The sequence below is a fragment of the Biostraticola tofi genome (assembly GCF_004343195.1).
Classification (GTDB): Bacteria; Pseudomonadota; Gammaproteobacteria; order Enterobacterales; family Enterobacteriaceae; genus Biostraticola; species Biostraticola tofi.
On sequence record NZ_SMCR01000003.1, the window covers coordinates 79,725 to 96,387 of the forward strand.

Genomic DNA, 16,663 nt, shown 5'->3' on the forward strand with positions numbered 1-16,663 from the left:
GTTATTTCTCCAGCCCGGCCAGGTTCACACTGCCGTGCAAATGCTCTGCAATCGGGCCAAGGGCCAATGCGGGGATAAAGGTTAATGCGCCCACCAGCAGCACGGTACCGGTCAGCAGCGCGATAAACAGCGGACCGTTGGTCGGCAAGGTTCCCGAACCTGCAGGCTGCCGCGGTTTGCTGACCAGTGCGCCGGCAATGGCCAGTACCGGAAGGATGATACCGAAACGGCCGACCAGCATGGCGATGCCCAGGGCAAGGTTATAGAAAGGGGTATTAACGCTCAGGCCGGCAAAGGCACTGCCGTTATTGTTGGCCGCCGAAGAAAAGGCATAGAGGATTTCGCTAAAGCTATGGGCGCCGGGATTAAGCACCCCATCGCGACCGGCGGGCAGGGTCACCGCCACGGCGGCACCGGCAAGAACCAGAGTGGGACTGATAAGGATCGCCAGAGCGGTCATTTTCATTTCAAACGTACCGATTTTTTTGCCCAGATATTCCGGCGTGCGACCGATCATCAGGCCGGCGATAAATACCGTCAGGATGACAAACAGCAGCATGCTGTACAGGCCCGAACCGACGCCGCCAAATACGACTTCGCCTATCTGCATCAGCCACATCGGGATAAGGCCGCCCAGCGCGGTAAAAGAATCATGCATTGCATTGACCGCGCCGCTAGAGGTGGCGGTGGTGATTACCGCATAGAAGGCGGACAGCAGGATACCAAAACGGGTTTCCTTGCCTTCCATATTGGCGCTGGCGGTCGCGCCCGAAGACAGCAGGTGCGGATTGCCCTGATACTCGGCGAATACCACCACGGCCAGCGCAATGACCAAGATGACCGACATGGACCACAGCAGGGCCCGACCCTGACTGCTGTCACCGACGGCGCGACCGAAGGTCATACATAGCGCCGCAGGGATCAGCAGCATCGCCACCATCTGCACCAGATTGGCCAGGCCGGTAGGGTTTTCGAACGGATGCGCCGAGTTGGCGCCGTAAAAGCCCCCTCCGTTGGTGCCAAGCAACTTTATCGCCTCTTGGGAGGCGACCGGGCCGAGCGCGATTTGCCGATGGATCCCTTCAAGCGTCTGGTAAGCAAACGCGCCGTCAAAGCTCTGTACCACGCCCTGGCTAACGAAAAACAGCGCCAGCAGCAGGGACACAGGCAGCAGTATATACAGCGTGATTCCCCACAGATCCTGCCAGGCATTGCCCAGGGTACTGGCCGAGCGGCGCGCAAAGCTGCGAATAAACGCCAGCGCCACGGCAATACCGCTGGCCGCCGACAGGAAGTTCTGCACTGCCAGACCGGTCATCTGGCTCAGGGTGCTGAGGGTATTTTCGCCGCTGAAGGCTTGCCAGTTGGTATTGGTGACAAAGCTGATGGCGGTATTTAGCGCCAGATGCCAGGAAAGACCGGGCAATTGCAGCGGATTGAGCGGCAGCCCGCCCTGCAGCATCAATATGGCAAACAGCAGCACCGCACCCAGGCCATTGAACGCCACAATCGCCAAGGCATAGGCGCCCCAGCTCATTTCCCGGGCGGGTACGGTCAGCATTGACAGCAGGCGGCTGCGGCCGGGCAACGGCCAGGCCGTAGGGGAGGTATCGACCATGGCGCTGAACAGCCGGCTCAGCGGCATCGCCAACAGCAGCACCGTTGACAGCAATACGCCGGTCAGTAACAGGAAGCTGATGGCCATCAGAAGTCCTCAGCCCGTAGCAGGGCATAGACCAGATAGCCGATCAGCACGAAAACCATCAGTAATAGACCGACGTTCAACAAAGGGGTCATGTTGATATTCCAATAGGGACAAGTGATATGAAGCCTATCTGGTCGGGTGCAAAGAACGCGCAAAGATTGCCGGGCGGGATATAAAAATAATATAAAAAACAGGAAATCCTTTGTCTTCAGCAAATTATTAATTAGCTGCCGGTGGTATAGGGCAAATTCGTCTACGCTTTGCTTAAGCAATCACGCAGCAGGAGCAATGGATGAGCACTAAAATCCCCGTGGGTATCAGCGCCTGCCTGATGGGAGAGCATGTCCGTTTTGACGGCGGGCATAAACGCTTGATATTTGCTTTAGAAGATTTGGCGCCGTATGTGGCATTTGAACACTTGTGTCCTGAAATGGCCATCGGTTTACCGACGCCACGCCCGGCGCTGCGTCTGGTCAAGGATCCACAGGGCGAAATCACCCTGCGCGCAAGCAATGACAAGCATCAACTTGACGTTACCGATGCCATGGAGGCGTTTTCCCGCGAGAGCGTGGCTTCCCTGGCGCATCTGTGTGGCTATATCGTCTGCGCTAAATCACCCAGCTGCGGCATGGAGCGCGTCAGGATTTATGATAAGGATGGATCGCGTAAAAATGGCACCGGTATTTTCACCCGCACGCTGCAGGCGCGATTGCCCTGGCTGCCTGTCGAGGAAGACGGCCGGTTGCAGGATCCGGCACTGCGTGAAAATTTCGTCGCCCGCATTTATGCGCTGTATGAGTTTAACCAGTTGCTCAAAGGCGGGGTCACTCGTGGAGCGCTGATGGCGTTTCACCGGCGCTACAAGCTGTTGCTGTTGGCCCACTCCCAGCCACAGTATCGTCAGATTGGGCCCTTTGTCGCCACCATTGCCGAGTGGGATTCGGTGGAAAAATTCGCTTTGGAATATCGACTGCGATTAATGAAGCTGCTGTCCAATGTTGCCACTCGACGCAATCACACCAATGTCCTGATGCATGTGCAGGGTTATTTCAGACCCAATCTGACACCCGCCCAGCGCCAGGAACTGACCCAGTTGATAGACAGTTATCGCCGGGGACTACAGCCATTACTGGCCCCTCTCACCCTGATTAAGCACTACATGGCGGAATATCCCGATAGCTGGCTGGCCCAGCAGCGTTACTTCGAACCTTACCCGGAAGCCCTACGGCTGCGATACGGGCATTAACTTCAAGGACGATTTATGGCAACCCATCTGCTCTGGCTGCGCAATGACCTGCGTATTCACGATAACCCGGCGTTGAATGCAGCATGCCGCAATCCTGATGCCCAGGTGCTGGCACTCTATATCGCTACCCCCGGCCAATGGCGGGATCATGGCATGTCGGCGCGTCAGGCCGCTTTCCTGCTGCAAAATCTTCATGAACTCAGCCCGGCGTTGGCTAGGCGGGGTATTCCACTGCACTACCATCAATGTGATGATTTTGACCAGGCAGTGGATTGGGTCGACGAATTTTGCCGCCGTCAGCAGGTCAGCCATCTTTTTTATAACTATCAGTATGAGTACAACGAACAGCTGCGCGATCGCCGGCTGGAACAACAGCTTGGCGATCGGCTGGTCTGTCAGGGCCTGGACGACGGCGTACTGCTGCCGCCGGGAGCGGTGCTGACCGGCGGCGGTGAGATGTATAAAGTCTATACTCCGTTTCGCAACGCCTTCCTGAAAGCGCTGTCCACCGCGGAGATGGAATGCGTGCCTGCGCCCGCCCAGCGTCTAGAGGGGATAGAAACTGTGTCGGATGATCCGATGCCGTTCAGCTATCCGCAGCAGGATCCGGGTGCTGACTGGCCCGCCGGGGAGGATGCCGCCCTGTCGCGGCTGCGCACTTTCTGTCATCAGCAGGTGGCGGACTATCCGCAAGCGCGTGATATCCCGGCGTTGGACGCCACCAGCCGACTTTCGCCTTATCTGGCGCTGGGCGTGTTATCGCCGCGCCAGTGCTATAACCGGTTGCTGAAAGCGTATCCGGACCTGTTGATCCGGCCTGAGTCCGGCGCTTTTTGCTGGCTGAACGAGCTTATCTGGCGTGATTTTTACCGCCATTTGATGGTGGCTTATCCACGGCTGGCCAAGCACCAGCCGTTTATCCAGTGGACCGGTCGGGTAGCCTGGCGGCAAGATGATCGATTGTTTGATGCCTGGTGTGCCGGTCTGACCGGTTTTCCGATCGTCGATGCGGCGATGCGCCAGATGAACCAGACCGGTTGGATGCATAATCGCTTACGGATGATTACCGCCAGTTTCCTGGTCAAAGATTTGCTGATCGACTGGCGGCGGGGCGAGCAGTTTTTCATGAGCCGGCTGATAGACGGTGATTTTTGCGCCAATAATGGCGGCTGGCAATGGGCTGCCTCTACCGGTACCGATGCGGCTCCCTATTTTCGTATTTTCAATCCGACCACCCAAGGCCGCCGTTTTGATGAAAAGGGCGAATTTATTCGCCGCTGGGTGCCGGAACTGGCGAAGGTGCCGGATAGATATCTGCATGATCCTTATAGCTGGCAGCAGGCTGAAACCGGGGGACTGGATTATCCCCGGCCGATCGTAGATCATGCCAAAGCGCGTATACGTGCCCTGGCAGCCTACGAGGCGGCAAAGAACCCGCGATAAGAGAACAGTGAAGATGCGTAATCGACAACTTGAGCAATTAATTAATCAACTGCTGGACAGCACCCGCTTCCAGGACTATGCCCCGAATGGCCTGCAGGTTGAAGGGCGAGAAAATATAGAACGGATCGTCACCGGCGTCACCGCTTGTCAGGCCCTGCTTGATGCGGCAGTCGCTCACAAAGCCGATGCGGTGCTGGTGCATCATGGTTATTTCTGGAAAAACGAATCGCCGGTGATTGACGGCATGAAACGCCGTCGTTTACAAACTCTGCTCAGCAATGATATCAACCTGTTTGCCTGGCATTTGCCGCTGGATGCCCACCCGGTGCTGGGCAACAATGCCCAATTAGCTCAGTTGCTCGGCATTACCGTTACCGGCATGGTTGAGCCGCTGGTGCCGACCGGTGCCTTTGCCCAAGCGCTATCACCGGAGGAGTTGATGCTGCGTCTGGAGAATGGACTTGATCGAAAGGTGCTGCACAGCGGCGACAATGGACCGGCCGTCATTCGTCGGGTTGCCTGGTGCACCGGTGGCGGCCAGGACTTTATCGAACAGGCGGCCCGCGCCGGGGCAGAGGCCTTTATTACCGGCGAAGTGTCGGAGAAAACCATCCACATCGCACGGGAATATGGACTGCATTTTTTTGCCGCCGGCCATCATGCCACTGAATGCGGCGGGATCCGGGCGCTGGGCGACTGGTTGGCCCGGGAACATCAGTTGGATGTCACCTTTATCGATATTCCCAATCCTGCCTGAACCGTACCTGCAGCAATCAGTCATTGACAGGGAGGCTCCGGTTCCGGATAACTGTTAATCCTATAGAAATCAATTGATGATCTGACAGGATTACAGGAGGAGCCGTTGCAGCGTGCGCGATGTTATCTGCTGGGAGAGAGTGCGGTAGTGCTCGAACTTGAGCCACCGATGACGCTAGCAAGCCAGCGCCGTATCAGCGGTCTGGCTTTACGCCTAAAGCACCATGATGCTGTGCGTGAGGTGATCCCGGGGATGAACAATCTCACGGTATGGCTGAGTTATCCCCAGCATGCTGCGTTGGATGCCATTGAGCAGCTTCAAGCCTGGTGGGAAGAGAGCGAGTCCATACCGACTGAACCGCGGGAAGTGGCGATACCGGTAGTGTATGGCGGTGAGGACGGCCCGGACCTGCAGTGGGTCGCTGATAAGGTCGGCATGACTCCCCGCCAAGTGGTCGAGCATCATTCAGCCGCCGTCTATACGGTCTATTTTCTCGGCTTCCAGCCTGGCTTTCCTTACCTTGGCGGCCTGCCTGAAACACTCCACGTACCGCGACTGGATAAACCACGCCTGCAGGTAGCGGCGGGCTCGGTGGGCATCGGCGGTAGCCAGACCGGCATCTACCCGCTGGCAACGCCGGGTGGCTGGCAACTGATAGGCCGCACCGTTTTATCGCTGTTTGATGCGGCTGCGTCTGTTCCTGCCCTGTTGCAGCCCGGCGATACCCTGAGATTTGTACCCCGGCCGGAGGGCGTATGCTGAAAATCATACGGGCCGGCATCATGAGCTCCATACAGGATGACGGCCGTGCCGGTTATGCCAGCCTGGGCGTAAGCCTCGGCGGAGCAATGGATAAACCGGCAATGAAAATGGCCAATCTGCTGGTGGGTAATCCGGCTACGGCGGCGGTAATTGAAATCACCCTGGGACAATTCAGTGCTGAAATCGACTTTGATGGCTGGCTGGCCCTGACCGGTGCTGATTGCCGGGCGCAGCTGGACGATCAGCCGTTGTGGACCGGCTGGCGTTTCCAGGTCTGTCGGGGCCAGCTACTTAGACTGACCATGCCCCGGCACGGTATGCGCAGTTACCTGGCGGTATCCGGCGGGTTTGAGGTAGCTGAAGTGCTGAGGTCGCGCAGTACCGATGTAAAGGCCGGCTTTGGCGGCCATCAAGGCCGTCTGCTGGCTGACGGCGATCTGCTGGCGACCGGTCAGCCGGATTTCATCCCCGCCAGGCAGTGCGGTATACGGCAACTGCTGTTCGGCAACCGCGTCCGCGCTTTGCCTGGGCCCGAGTATCTGGAGTTTGATGCCGACGCTCGGGATGCATTCTGGCGCAGCTCATGGCAAATCAGTCCGCAAAGCAATCGCATGGGTTATCGGCTGCAGGGACCGGTGCTGGGCAGGGCCACCCCGCGGGAATTACCTTCCCACGGCCTACTGCCCGGCGTTGTCCAGGTGCCGCATAACGGCCAGCCGATCGTACTGATGGCCGATGCCCAAACCACCGGCGGCTATCCGCGTATTGCCTGCGTGATCGAAGCCGATCTTTATCATCTGGCGCAGATTCGCCTGGGCGAGCCGGTGCATTTTGTCGAATGCAGCCTTGACGAGGCTCATCGCGCCTGGCTGGAACAGGCACGCTATCTGGATCAGATCGGCTGGCGATTAAGGGAAAATTGAGTCTTTTCGGGATGACCCCCACCGCAGCGATGGCTGAACAACAAGCGAGGCGTGATGCATATTGATTTGAATGCGGATTTGGGCGAGGGCGGTCCTCACGACGAGGCGCTGCTGCAGTGGGTCAGTTCAGCCAATATCGCCTGCGGTTTCCACGCCGGTGATGCTGCTATGATGCGTCAGTCGGTAAAATGGGCGCTACGCCATGGCGTAGCCGTCGGCGCCCATCCAGGCTATCCGGATCGGGAACACTTCGGCCGCCTGGCGATGTCGCTGGCGCCTGACACAGTGTATGCCCAGATGATCTATCAACTCGGCGCCCTGGCTGCCATCGCCCGCGCTGAAGGGGCGGTGATGGCCCACGTCAAACCCCATGGCATGCTGTACAACCAGGCGGCGTGCGATGCTGGTCTGGCTGATGCAGTCGCACGGGCGGTGAAAGCGGTTGACCCGGCGCTAAGGCTGTTCGGCCTGGCCGGTAGTGAACTGATTACCGCAGGTCGGCAACACGGGCTGGAGGTTCGTCAGGAAGTGTTCGTCGACCGGGGCTATCGGGCTGATGGCAGTCTGGTGCCGAGGAGCGAAGCCGGCGCATTGATAGTGGATGAGCAGCAGGCGCTGGAGAGGACCCTAGAGATGGTCATGCACCGGCGAGTCAGAAGCTGCGATGGGCGATGGTTAGCCATACAGGCTGATACCGTCTGTCTGCATGGTGATGGGCCGCATGCGCTGGCCTTTGCCCGGCGCCTGAGTCGCGCCTTTGCCGAGCAGGGCATCGCCGTAACTGCCGCCTGAATACCGGCCGGGTGACCGACGGACGTGTCATCTGCTATCGCGATGATACCGGAGGTATTCTGGTCTGTCCGGCTGACCAAGCCAACCCGGACCTGATGGACAGATGAGACAAGAAAAGGAGCCTGCATCATGAAGACTATTTTGATTACCGGCATCGAACCGTTTGACAATCAAGCGGTAAACCCTTCCTGGGAGATCGCCAGGCAGTTACAGCGCCGTCAATTCGGTGATGCCCAGGTGGCCACCTGTCGGTTGCCTTGTGTTTTCGGCCTGGCGGCCGAACGGCTTATCGAAGCGGTGGTGGTACATCGCCCTTTGCTGGTACTGGCGCTGGGCCAGGCCGGCGGTCGCAGCAAGGTTTCGCTGGAACGGGTGGCCATCAATATTGATGATGCCAGAATACCGGATAACCACGGCGAACAGCCGATAGATCGGCCGATCATCAGCGGCGGTCCCGCCGCCTATTTCTCCACTCTACCGCTTAAGGCAATGGTGCAGGCGATGGTTAAGGCCGGGGTACCGGCGGAGGTCTCGCAGACCGCCGGCACCTTCGTCTGCAACCACATCATGTATGGCCTGCTGCATTTTCTGGCACGCGCAGACTGGCCGGTGCGCGGCGGTTTTATCCATGTGCCTTATCTGCCTTCCCAAGCGGCGGCCCATCCCGGTGCGCCCAGCATGGCGACAGCGACAGTGCTTGCCGGGCTTGAAGCTGCCATCATGGCGGCATTAAACACTGAGCGTGATATCGCTGTCACCGGAGGTGCTGTTTCCTGAGGATCTGCGGCGGGCAGACAAAAAAACGCCGCATATACGCGGCGTGGTTGCTACCGGGACTGGCTGTCGGTAATTACTTGATATCTGAGTTAAAATCGCGTTTTTGATATCCGGTGTAGAGCTGACGCGGACGGGCAATCTTGACGCCGTCATCGTGCATTTCTTTCCAATGGGCAATCCAGCCGACAGTACGGGCCATAGCAAAAATCACGGTAAACATGGTGGAAGGTATTCCCATTGCTTTCAGTATAATGCCAGAATAGAAATCGACATTCGGATACAGTTTTTTCTCAATGAAGTACGGGTCATGCAGCGCGATGTGTTCAAGCTCCATCGCCACGGCCAGCAGGTCGTCGGAGAGATTCAGTTCTTTAAGCACTTCATGGCAGGTTTCACGCATCACGGTGGCGCGCGGGTCATAATTCTTATAGACCCGATGCCCGAATCCCATCAGCCGGAAGGAGTCATTCTTGTCCTTGGCGCGCTTGATAAACGCCGGGATGTGCTCGACGCTGTTGATCTCCTCCAGCATCCGCAGGCAGGCTTCATTGGCGCCGCCATGGGCCGGTCCCCACAGAGAGGCAATGCCGGCCGCGATACAGGCAAACGGATTGGCGCCTGATGAACCGGCGGTACGCACCGTAGAGGTCGATGCGTTCTGCTCGTGATCAGCATGCAGGATAAGAATCCGGTCCATGGCGCGTTCCAGCACCGGGTTGACCACGTATTCCTCGCAGGGCGTAGAGAACATCATGTGCAGGAAGTTACCTGCATAGGAAAGAGTGTTGCGCGGGTAGACAAACGGCTGACCCAGGGAATATTTGTAACACATCGCTGCCACGGTCGGCATTTTGGACAGCAGACGGAAGGCGGCTATTTCACGATGGCGCTCGACGTTGACGTCCAGGGAATCGTGATAGAAGGCTGCCAGCGCGCCGGTCACGCCGCACAGCACCGCCATGGGATGAGAATCGCGGCGAAAACCATGGAATAGGCGGGTTATCTGCTCGTGGACCATGGTATGGCGCGTGACGATGGTGGTGAATTTATCGTACTCTTCCTGGCTGGGTTTTTCGCCATACAGCAGGATATAGCAGACTTCCAGGAAGTTGGAATTCAAGGCAAGCTGATCAATGGGATACCCACGATGAAGCAGGATGCCTTCATCACCGTCGATAAAGGTAATTTTGGACTCACATGAAGCGGTAGAAGTGAAACCGGGATCGAACGTAAAGTACCCTTTAGAACCCAGACTGCGAATATCAATTTCCTTTTCACCCATGGTACCGGTCAGTACATCCAGCTCGATGGGCGATTCGCCGTCAAGGTTTAGCATCGCTTTATTGTCAGCCATTATAATCTCCTTAGCGCTTATTTATTAAATCTCTACCTGAGGATGCCGGCATGCCTGCGGTGCTTGCGCGTTTTTTTGTCAGCCCTGACTCTGGCTAGGGACCTATGCAGGGTACAGAGCACAAGGGGTGATGCAAGTTATTCCGTTACAGGATGAACGAACGGGTATCCCAGGTTGTTAAAGATTTACTGATGACAGTTTTTGCTTTTAATGGATATCTTTACCTGTGAGTAAAGACATAGCGCACACTGTTGCATAAACTTTCTCATGGAGGAAGTATATATGCCATCACTTGCTGTGGTTATAGCATATTTAAAATTTCATTTGTAATAGAATTGTTGCTTTTTTGTCAAAGCAGCTAAGTGCCTAATGACTATTTATAAAATACGTGATGGCAGTCACTAAACGGCTCAAATGTTAACAAACAATTTGTATGGTAATTGTAATCATAATGTGAAAGCCATATACTTTCACAAGGTCTCCGGAACTCCCTGTAGTAGGAGCACCCAGCGTGATTTTACGCGTCATTTATGCACAAGGAATTGTGTTAAAAGCACATGACGTGTCGTGGTTTAGACCAAGCGCTGTCTGATCCATCCAGGACCGGAGGAAAGAATATAATAATAGCTGTGTGGGCAAAACCGTGAAAAAACAAAGGCCTGTCAACTTGGATCTGCAAACGATCCGGTTTCCCGTTACTGCAATAGCTTCCATTCTCCATCGCGTGACCGGCGTCATTATGTTTGTGGCTATCGGTATACTGCTGTGGATTCTTGGATTGTCTCTTTCCTCGGCTGAAGGCTTTCTGCAGGCTGCCGATGTGATGGACAGCTTCATCGTCAAATTCATAATGTGGGGAATTCTGACTGCACTTGCCTATCATACGGTAGGTGGAATTCGTCATATGCTAATGGATTTCGGCTACCTGGATGAGACATTCGCTATGGGCAAATTAACGGCAAATGTTACATTTTTGATCACTGTCGTGCTTTCATTATTGGCTGGAGTCCTCGTATGGTAAGTAACGCTTCGGCACTTGGACGTAACGGAGTTCATGAGTGGCTATTGGTTCGTGCCTCCGCCATCGTTATCTGCCTGTACATCATCTATATGCTCGGTTTCATTATTCTCAGCGATACCCAGACCTATGAAACCTGGCGCGGCTTTTTTGCCTTACCCATGACCAAAGTCTTTACCCTGCTGGCCCTGTTGTCGATCCTGATTCATACCTGGATCGGCATGTGGCAGGTATTAACGGATTACATCAAATATCTGCCGCTGCGCCTATTATTGCAACTGGCCATCGTGATTACGTTATTGGTGTATTTACTTTATGGAACTGTCGTGGTGTGGGGGGCGTAAATGAGTTTGCCGGTAAGAGAGTTTGACGCCGTAGTGATAGGCGCAGGTGGTGCGGGAATGCGCGCCGCGCTACAGATTTCACAAATGGGTCTTTCATGTGCCCTGATATCCAAGGTTTTCCCAACCCGATCCCATACCGTATCCGCGCAGGGCGGTATCACCGTTGCGCTGGGCAATACCCATGAGGATGACTGGCAGTGGCATATGTATGACACCGTCAAGGGATCGGATTATATCGGCGATCAGGATGCCATAGAATATATGTGCAAGACCGGCCCTGAGGCAGTGCTTGAGCTTGAGCATATGGGCCTGCCGTTTTCCCGTCTTGACGATGGGCGCATATATCAGCGCCCGTTCGGCGGCCAGTCGCGCAACTTCGGCGGCGAACAGGCGGCGCGTACCGCAGCGGCGGCCGACCGGACCGGTCATGCGCTGCTGCATACGCTGTATCAGCAGAACCTGAAAAACCACACCACGATTTTTTCTGAATGGTACGCGCTGGATCTGGTCAAAAACCAGGACGGAGCGATGGTTGGCTGTACCGCGCTCTGTATCGAGACCGGTGAGGTTGTCTATTTCAAGGCGCGCGCCACTATCCTGGCGACCGGCGGTGCCGGGCGCATTTACCAGTCCACCACCAACGCCCACATCAATACCGGTGACGGTATCGGCATGGCGCTGCGCGCTGGGGTGCCGGTGCAGGACATGGAAATGTGGCAGTTCCATCCTACCGGCATAGCCGGCGCCGGCGTACTGGTCACCGAAGGCTGCCGCGGCGAGGGTGGCTACCTGCTGAACAAGCATGGCGAGCGCTTTATGGAACGTTATGCGCCCAATGCCAAAGATTTGGCCGGGCGTGACGTGGTTGCTCGTTCAATCATGATTGAAATCCGCGAAGGTCGCGGCTGTGAGGGCCCATGGGGTCCCCATGCCAAACTCAAGCTGGACCATCTGGGTAAAGACGTGCTGGAATCGCGTCTGCCGGGCATTCTGGAGCTGTCCCGCACCTTTGCCCATGTGGATCCGGTCAAAGAACCGATTCCGGTTATCCCTACCTGTCACTATATGATGGGCGGCATTCCCACCAAGGTCAGCGGACAGGCGATTACCGTTAATGCCCAAGGCGAAGATGTGGTTATCCCCGGCCTGTTTGCGGTTGGTGAAATTGCCTGCGTGTCGGTCCACGGCGCCAACCGTCTCGGCGGCAATTCGCTGCTCGACCTGGTGGTGTTCGGCCGGGCAGCCGGTATGCACCTGCGCGAATCGCTGCAGGAGCAGGGGGCATTTCGCGAAGCGGGCGATTCAGACATCGAGGCCTCGCTTGCCCGCTACAACCGCTGGAACGGCAACCGCAGCGGCGAAGATCCGGTTGAGATCCGCAAGGCCCTCCAGGCCTGCATGCAGAATAACTTCTCAGTATTCCGCGAGGGTGATGCGATGGCCAAGGGGCTGGCTGAGCTCAAGGAAATCCGCGAGCGTCTGCACCATGCCCGCCTCGACGATACCTCCAGTGAATTCAATACCCAGCGTGTAGAGTGCCTGGAGCTGGACAATCTGATGGAAACCGCCTATTCCACTGCAGTGGCCGCCAACTATCGTACCGAAAGCCGGGGAGCGCACAGCCGTTTCGATTATCCGGATCGCGATGATGAGAACTGGCTGTGCCATAGCCTGTATCTTCCCGAGAGCGACAGTATGACCCGTCGGGAAGTGAATATGCAACCTACGCTACGCCCGGCATTCCCGCCAAAAGTGCGTACATATTAAGCAGGGCGGAGGATAAAGCAATGAAAGTTGAATTTTCTATATACCGTTATAATCCTGATGTCGACGATAAGCCGCGCATGCAGGACTACCAGCTTGAGACCGAGGAAGGGCGGGACATGATGGTGCTGGATGCCCTCATCCAGCTTAAGGAACAGGATCCGACGCTGGCGTTCCGCCGCTCCTGCCGTGAAGGCGTATGCGGTTCGGACGGCATCAATATGAACGGCAAAAACGGCCTTGCCTGCATTACCCCACTGTCGGCGCTGCGTAAAGGCAGCAATAAAGTCGTCATCCGCCCGTTGCCCGGTCTGCCGGTGGTACGGGACCTGGTGGTCGACATGGGGCAGTTCTATGCCCAGTATGAAAAAATCAAGCCTTTCCTGCTGAATGACGGCAGGAATCCTCCTGCGCGCGAGCATTTGCAATCGCCTGAGGAGCGGGCCAAACTGGATGGACTGTATGAATGTATCCTGTGCGCCTGCTGTTCCACCTCCTGTCCGTCGTTCTGGTGGAATCCGGATAAATTCATCGGCCCGGCGGGCCTGCTGGCGTCTTATCGTTTCCTTATCGATAGCCGTGATACCGAGCGACAGGAGCGACTTGACGATTTGAACGATGCTTTCAGCGTTTTCCGCTGCCACAGCATCATGAATTGCGTCAGCGTATGCCCCAAAGGACTGAATCCAACCAAGGCCATCGGCCATATAAAGAGTATGCTTCTTCAGCAAAGCGCCTGATACCCCACTGGCTGCGTCCAGCGATAAGCCGGACGCAGCGCAGCAGAAGCCTTTGAAAGACGGTTCGCCCCCGGGCATGCGTGACCAGCCGCTTTTCAAAGGTTCCTTCGGACTGAACACCTGTACCGCTGCGCGCAGGTTTGAGGCCGTTTGAACCCTTATATGTTATCCGACATACAGGTTAACCACGGCGAAAACTGAAGCTATAGAAGCTTAAGGGATCAAGATGCAGAACGGCGCAATGAAGGCCTGGCTGGATTCCTCCTATCTGGCGGGCGCGAACCAGTCCTACATAGAGCAGCTCTATGAAGATTTTTTAACGGATCCTGACTCTGTGGACGATAGCTGGAGTTCGATATTCAAACAGCTACCGACCGCAGGCGTCACTCCCGATCAACTCCACTCCAAAACGCGGGATTATTTCCGGCGCCTGGCCAAGGATGCCAAACGCTACACCTCTTCGGTCAACGATCCAGACAGCGATTCCAAACAGGTCAAAGTCCTCCAATTAATAAATGCTTTCCGTTTCCGCGGTCATCAGCATGCCAACCTTGATCCGCTAGGCCTGTGGAAACAGGAAACGGTTCCCGATCTGAACCCTGAATTCCATAACCTCACTGAGGCTGATTTCCAGGAAACGTTTAATGTCGGCTCCTTTGCCATCGGCAAAGACACCATGAAGCTTGCTGACCTGTATGAAGCGCTAAAGCAGACCTATTGCGGTTCAATCGGTGCTGAGTATATGCACATTACCAATACCGAAGAAAAGCGCTGGATCCAGCAGCATATCGAGTCGGTGGTCGGCCAGCCGAGTTTCAGCAGCGATGAGAAAAAACGCTTTTTAAGCGAGCTAACCGCTGCGGAAGGTATTGAGCGTTATCTCGGCGCCAAATTTCCGGGAGCCAAACGCTTCTCGCTGGAAGGCGGCGATGCGCTGATTCCGATGCTCAAGGAAATGATCCGCTATGCGGGCGCCAACGGCACCCGTGAAGTGGTGCTGGGCATGGCCCACCGCGGTCGTCTGAATGTGCTTATCAATGTGCTGGGCAAAAAACCGCAGGACTTGTTCGACGAGTTTTCCGGCAAGCATAAAGAACACTTGGGCACCGGCGACGTGAAATACCACCAGGGGTTTTCATCCGATGTGGAAACCGAAGGCGGCCTGGTGCATCTGGCGCTGGCTTTCAACCCTTCCCATCTGGAAATCGTCAGTCCGGTAGTCATGGGGTCGGTCAGGGCACGAATTGATCGCCTGGATCAGCAGAGCAGCCGCATGGTATTGCCGATTACCCTGCATGGCGATGCCGCCATCAGCGGCCAGGGGGTGGTTCAGGAAACGTTGAACATGTCCAAGGCGCGCGGATACGACGTAGGCGGCACGGTGCGGATCGTTATCAACAACCAGGTGGGCTTCACCACCTCCAATCCCCATGATGCCCGCTCGACCCAGTACTGTACCGATATCGCCAAAATGGTACAGGCGCCGATTTTCCACGTTAATGCCGATGATCCTGAAGCGGTGGCATTCGTCACCCGCGTTGCGCTGGATTTCCGTAATACCTTCAAGCGCGATGTGATGATCGATTTGGTCTGCTACCGTCGTCACGGCCATAACGAAGCCGATGAGCCAAGCGCCACCCAGCCGCTGATGTACCAGAAAATCAAGAAACATCCGACGCCGCGCAAACTGTATGCCGACCGGCTGGAGAAAAACCAGCTTGCCAGTCTCGAGGATGCCACCGAAATGGTCAACCTCTACCGGGATGCGCTCGACCACGGCGAATGCGTGGTGAAAGAATGGCGGCCGATGAACCTGCATTCCTTTACCTGGCAGCCTTATCTCGGCCATGAATGGGATGAAGCGTATCCGAGCACGGTGGATATCAAGCGGCTGAAGGAGCTGGCGCATCGTATCAGCGAAGTGCCTGATGGGGTGGAAATGCAGCCCCGGGTCGCCAAAATCTACGCCGACCGGGCAGCGATGGCCGACGGCACCAAGCCCTTTGACTGGGGCGGCGCTGAAAATCTGGCCTATGCCACCCTGGTGGATGAGGGCATCCCGATCCGCCTCTCTGGTGAAGATACCGCCCGCGGTACCTTTTTCCACCGTCACGCGGTGGTGCATAACCAGAAGAACGGTTCTTCCTATACTCCGCTTGCCCATGTGCATAACGCCCAGGGAACCTTCCGGGTGTGGGATTCGGTGCTGTCCGAGGAAGCGGTGCTGGCATTCGAATACGGCTATGCCACTGCCGAGCCCCGCACGCTGGTTATTTGGGAAGCGCAGTTCGGTGATTTCGCCAACGGCGCTCAGGTGGTTATCGATCAGTTCATCAGCTCCGGCGAGCAGAAATGGGGCCGGATGTGCGGCCTGGTGATGCTGTTGCCGCACGGCTATGAAGGGCAGGGTCCGGAACATTCATCAGCGCGACTGGAGCGTTATCTCCAACTGTGCGCCGAGCAGAACATGCAGGTCTGCGTTCCTTCCACCCCGGCGCAGGTCTATCACATGCTGCGACGCCAGGCGCTGCGGAGCATGCGCCGTCCGCTTATCGTCATGTCGCCGAAATCACTGCTTCGCCACCCGCTGGCCATCTCGTCGATGGAAGAACTGGCCCACGGCACTTTCCTGCCGGCTATCGGCGAAGTTGATTCCCTGGATCCGCAGGGCGTGAAGCGAGTCGTGATGTGTTCCGGTAAAGTTTACTATGATTTGCTTGATCAGCGGCGTAAGAACGGACAGCAGGATGTGGCCATTGTGCGCATTGAACAGCTGTATCCCTTCCCTCACCAGTCGGTCCAGCAGGCGTTGCAACCCTTCAAGCATGTGAAGGATTTTATCTGGTGTCAGGAAGAGCCTCTTAATCAAGGTGCCTGGTATTGCAGCCAGCACCATTTCCAGGAAGTGATTTCGCCTGGAGCATCATTACGTTACGCGGGACGCCCGGCTTCAGCCTCTCCGGCGGTAGGGTATTTGTCCGTGCACCAGACCCAGCAGAAAGATCTGGTCAATGACGCGCTGAACGTTAATTAACTAT

15 protein-coding genes are annotated in these 16,663 nt (G+C 56.3%); 12 read left to right on the forward strand and 3 right to left on the reverse strand.

Annotated features, from left to right (window positions below):
• Nucleotide 1: 1 nt before the first annotated feature.
• Nucleotides 2-1,705, reverse strand: coding sequence for a potassium-transporting ATPase subunit KdpA (kdpA, locus tag EDC52_RS07765; RefSeq protein WP_131864770.1), 1,704 nt, complete (start codon nucleotides 1,703-1,705; stop codon nucleotides 2-4).
• Complete coding sequence (gene kdpF, locus EDC52_RS07770) at nucleotides 1,705-1,797, reverse strand: K(+)-transporting ATPase subunit F (protein ID WP_196237751.1); 93 nt, start codon at nucleotides 1,795-1,797, stop codon at nucleotides 1,705-1,707. Before kdpF ends, kdpA begins: the two co-directional genes overlap by 1 nt.
• A 200-nt stretch (nucleotides 1,798-1,997) precedes the next feature.
• On the opposite strand from kdpF, the gene EDC52_RS07775 reads away from it, so the two are divergent.
• The 7 genes from EDC52_RS07775 (at nucleotide 1,998) to pcp (ending at nucleotide 8,405) form a co-directional block, all read left to right on the forward strand.
• Nucleotides 1,998-2,951, forward strand: a complete 954-nt coding sequence (locus EDC52_RS07775) for a YbgA family protein (RefSeq protein WP_131864771.1) — start codon at nucleotides 1,998-2,000, stop codon at nucleotides 2,949-2,951.
• Between the two features lie 15 nt (nucleotides 2,952-2,966).
• Nucleotides 2,967-4,394, forward strand: a complete 1,428-nt coding sequence (gene phrB, locus EDC52_RS07780) for a deoxyribodipyrimidine photo-lyase (protein ID WP_131864772.1) — start codon at nucleotides 2,967-2,969, stop codon at nucleotides 4,392-4,394.
• A 13-nt stretch (nucleotides 4,395-4,407) separates the two neighbouring features.
• Entirely contained in the window at nucleotides 4,408-5,151 is a 744-nt protein-coding gene (locus tag EDC52_RS07785; protein ID WP_131864773.1) for a type 2 GTP cyclohydrolase I, read from the forward strand.
• 105 nt (nucleotides 5,152-5,256) lie between these two features.
• A complete protein-coding gene (pxpB, locus tag EDC52_RS07790; RefSeq protein ID WP_131864774.1) occupies nucleotides 5,257-5,913 on the forward strand; it encodes a 5-oxoprolinase subunit PxpB in 657 nt (218 codons plus the stop codon).
• Nucleotides 5,907-6,836, forward strand: coding sequence for a 5-oxoprolinase subunit PxpC (pxpC, locus tag EDC52_RS07795; protein ID WP_131864775.1), 930 nt, complete (start codon nucleotides 5,907-5,909; stop codon nucleotides 6,834-6,836). The genes pxpB and pxpC overlap by 7 nt, the downstream gene beginning before the upstream one ends.
• Before the next feature lie 54 nt (nucleotides 6,837-6,890).
• On the forward strand, nucleotides 6,891-7,628 hold the full coding sequence (pxpA, locus tag EDC52_RS07800; protein ID WP_131864776.1) for a 5-oxoprolinase subunit PxpA: 738 nt from the start codon (nucleotides 6,891-6,893) through the stop codon (nucleotides 7,626-7,628).
• Nucleotides 7,629-7,757: 129 nt separating this feature from the next.
• The gene (gene pcp, locus EDC52_RS07805; protein WP_131864777.1) at nucleotides 7,758-8,405 is read left to right on the forward strand and encodes a pyroglutamyl-peptidase I; all 648 of its coding nucleotides are present in this window, start codon (nucleotides 7,758-7,760) and stop codon (nucleotides 8,403-8,405) included.
• A gap of 73 nt (nucleotides 8,406-8,478) precedes the next feature.
• Here pcp and EDC52_RS07810 read toward each other — a convergent pair whose 3' ends face one another.
• A complete protein-coding gene (locus EDC52_RS07810; protein ID WP_131864778.1) occupies nucleotides 8,479-9,759 on the reverse strand; it encodes a citrate synthase in 1,281 nt (426 codons plus the stop codon).
• A gap of 631 nt (nucleotides 9,760-10,390) precedes the next feature.
• Here EDC52_RS07810 and sdhC point away from each other — a divergent pair.
• The 5 genes from sdhC (at nucleotide 10,391) to sucA (ending at nucleotide 16,659) form a co-directional block, all read left to right on the forward strand.
• A complete protein-coding gene (gene sdhC, locus EDC52_RS07815) occupies nucleotides 10,391-10,780 on the forward strand; it encodes a succinate dehydrogenase cytochrome b556 subunit (protein ID WP_131864779.1) in 390 nt (129 codons plus the stop codon).
• Complete coding sequence (sdhD, locus tag EDC52_RS07820; RefSeq protein ID WP_131864780.1) at nucleotides 10,774-11,121, forward strand: succinate dehydrogenase membrane anchor subunit; 348 nt, start codon at nucleotides 10,774-10,776, stop codon at nucleotides 11,119-11,121. Before sdhC ends, sdhD begins: the two co-directional genes overlap by 7 nt.
• Nucleotides 11,122-12,888 carry a succinate dehydrogenase flavoprotein subunit gene (sdhA, locus tag EDC52_RS07825; protein WP_131864781.1) on the forward strand — a complete coding sequence of 589 codons (1,767 nt, stop codon included), beginning with the start codon at nucleotides 11,122-11,124 and terminating at the stop codon, nucleotides 12,886-12,888.
• Between the two features lie 20 nt (nucleotides 12,889-12,908).
• The gene (locus EDC52_RS07830) at nucleotides 12,909-13,625 is read left to right on the forward strand and encodes a succinate dehydrogenase iron-sulfur subunit (RefSeq protein ID WP_131864782.1); all 717 of its coding nucleotides are present in this window, start codon (nucleotides 12,909-12,911) and stop codon (nucleotides 13,623-13,625) included.
• A gap of 226 nt (nucleotides 13,626-13,851) precedes the next feature.
• Complete coding sequence (gene sucA / locus EDC52_RS07835) at nucleotides 13,852-16,659, forward strand: 2-oxoglutarate dehydrogenase E1 component (RefSeq protein WP_131864783.1); 2,808 nt, start codon at nucleotides 13,852-13,854, stop codon at nucleotides 16,657-16,659.
• Nucleotides 16,660-16,663 lie beyond the last annotated feature (4 nt).

Bases quoted from the DNA above. Each gene is read 5' to 3' on its own strand.
- kdpA (WP_131864770.1), bottom strand. From the start codon at position 1,705: ATGGCCATCAGCTTCCTGTTACTGACCGGCGTATTGCTGTCAACGGTG.
- kdpF (WP_196237751.1), bottom strand. From the start codon at position 1,797: ATGACCCCTTTGTTGAACGTCGGTCTATTACTGATGGTTTTCGTGCTG.
- EDC52_RS07775 (WP_131864771.1), top strand. From the start codon at position 1,998: ATGAGCACTAAAATCCCCGTGGGTATCAGCGCCTGCCTGATGGGAGAG.
- phrB (WP_131864772.1), top strand. From the start codon at position 2,967: ATGGCAACCCATCTGCTCTGGCTGCGCAATGACCTGCGTATTCACGAT.
- EDC52_RS07785 (WP_131864773.1), top strand. From the start codon at position 4,408: ATGCGTAATCGACAACTTGAGCAATTAATTAATCAACTGCTGGACAGC.
- pxpC (WP_131864775.1), top strand. From the start codon at position 5,907: ATGCTGAAAATCATACGGGCCGGCATCATGAGCTCCATACAGGATGAC.
- pxpA (WP_131864776.1), top strand. From the start codon at position 6,891: ATGCATATTGATTTGAATGCGGATTTGGGCGAGGGCGGTCCTCACGAC.
- pcp (WP_131864777.1), top strand. From the start codon at position 7,758: ATGAAGACTATTTTGATTACCGGCATCGAACCGTTTGACAATCAAGCG.
- EDC52_RS07810 (WP_131864778.1), bottom strand. From the start codon at position 9,759: ATGGCTGACAATAAAGCGATGCTAAACCTTGACGGCGAATCGCCCATC.
- sdhD (WP_131864780.1), top strand. From the start codon at position 10,774: ATGGTAAGTAACGCTTCGGCACTTGGACGTAACGGAGTTCATGAGTGG.
- sdhA (WP_131864781.1), top strand. From the start codon at position 11,122: ATGAGTTTGCCGGTAAGAGAGTTTGACGCCGTAGTGATAGGCGCAGGT.
- EDC52_RS07830 (WP_131864782.1), top strand. From the start codon at position 12,909: ATGAAAGTTGAATTTTCTATATACCGTTATAATCCTGATGTCGACGAT.
- sucA (WP_131864783.1), top strand. From the start codon at position 13,852: ATGCAGAACGGCGCAATGAAGGCCTGGCTGGATTCCTCCTATCTGGCG.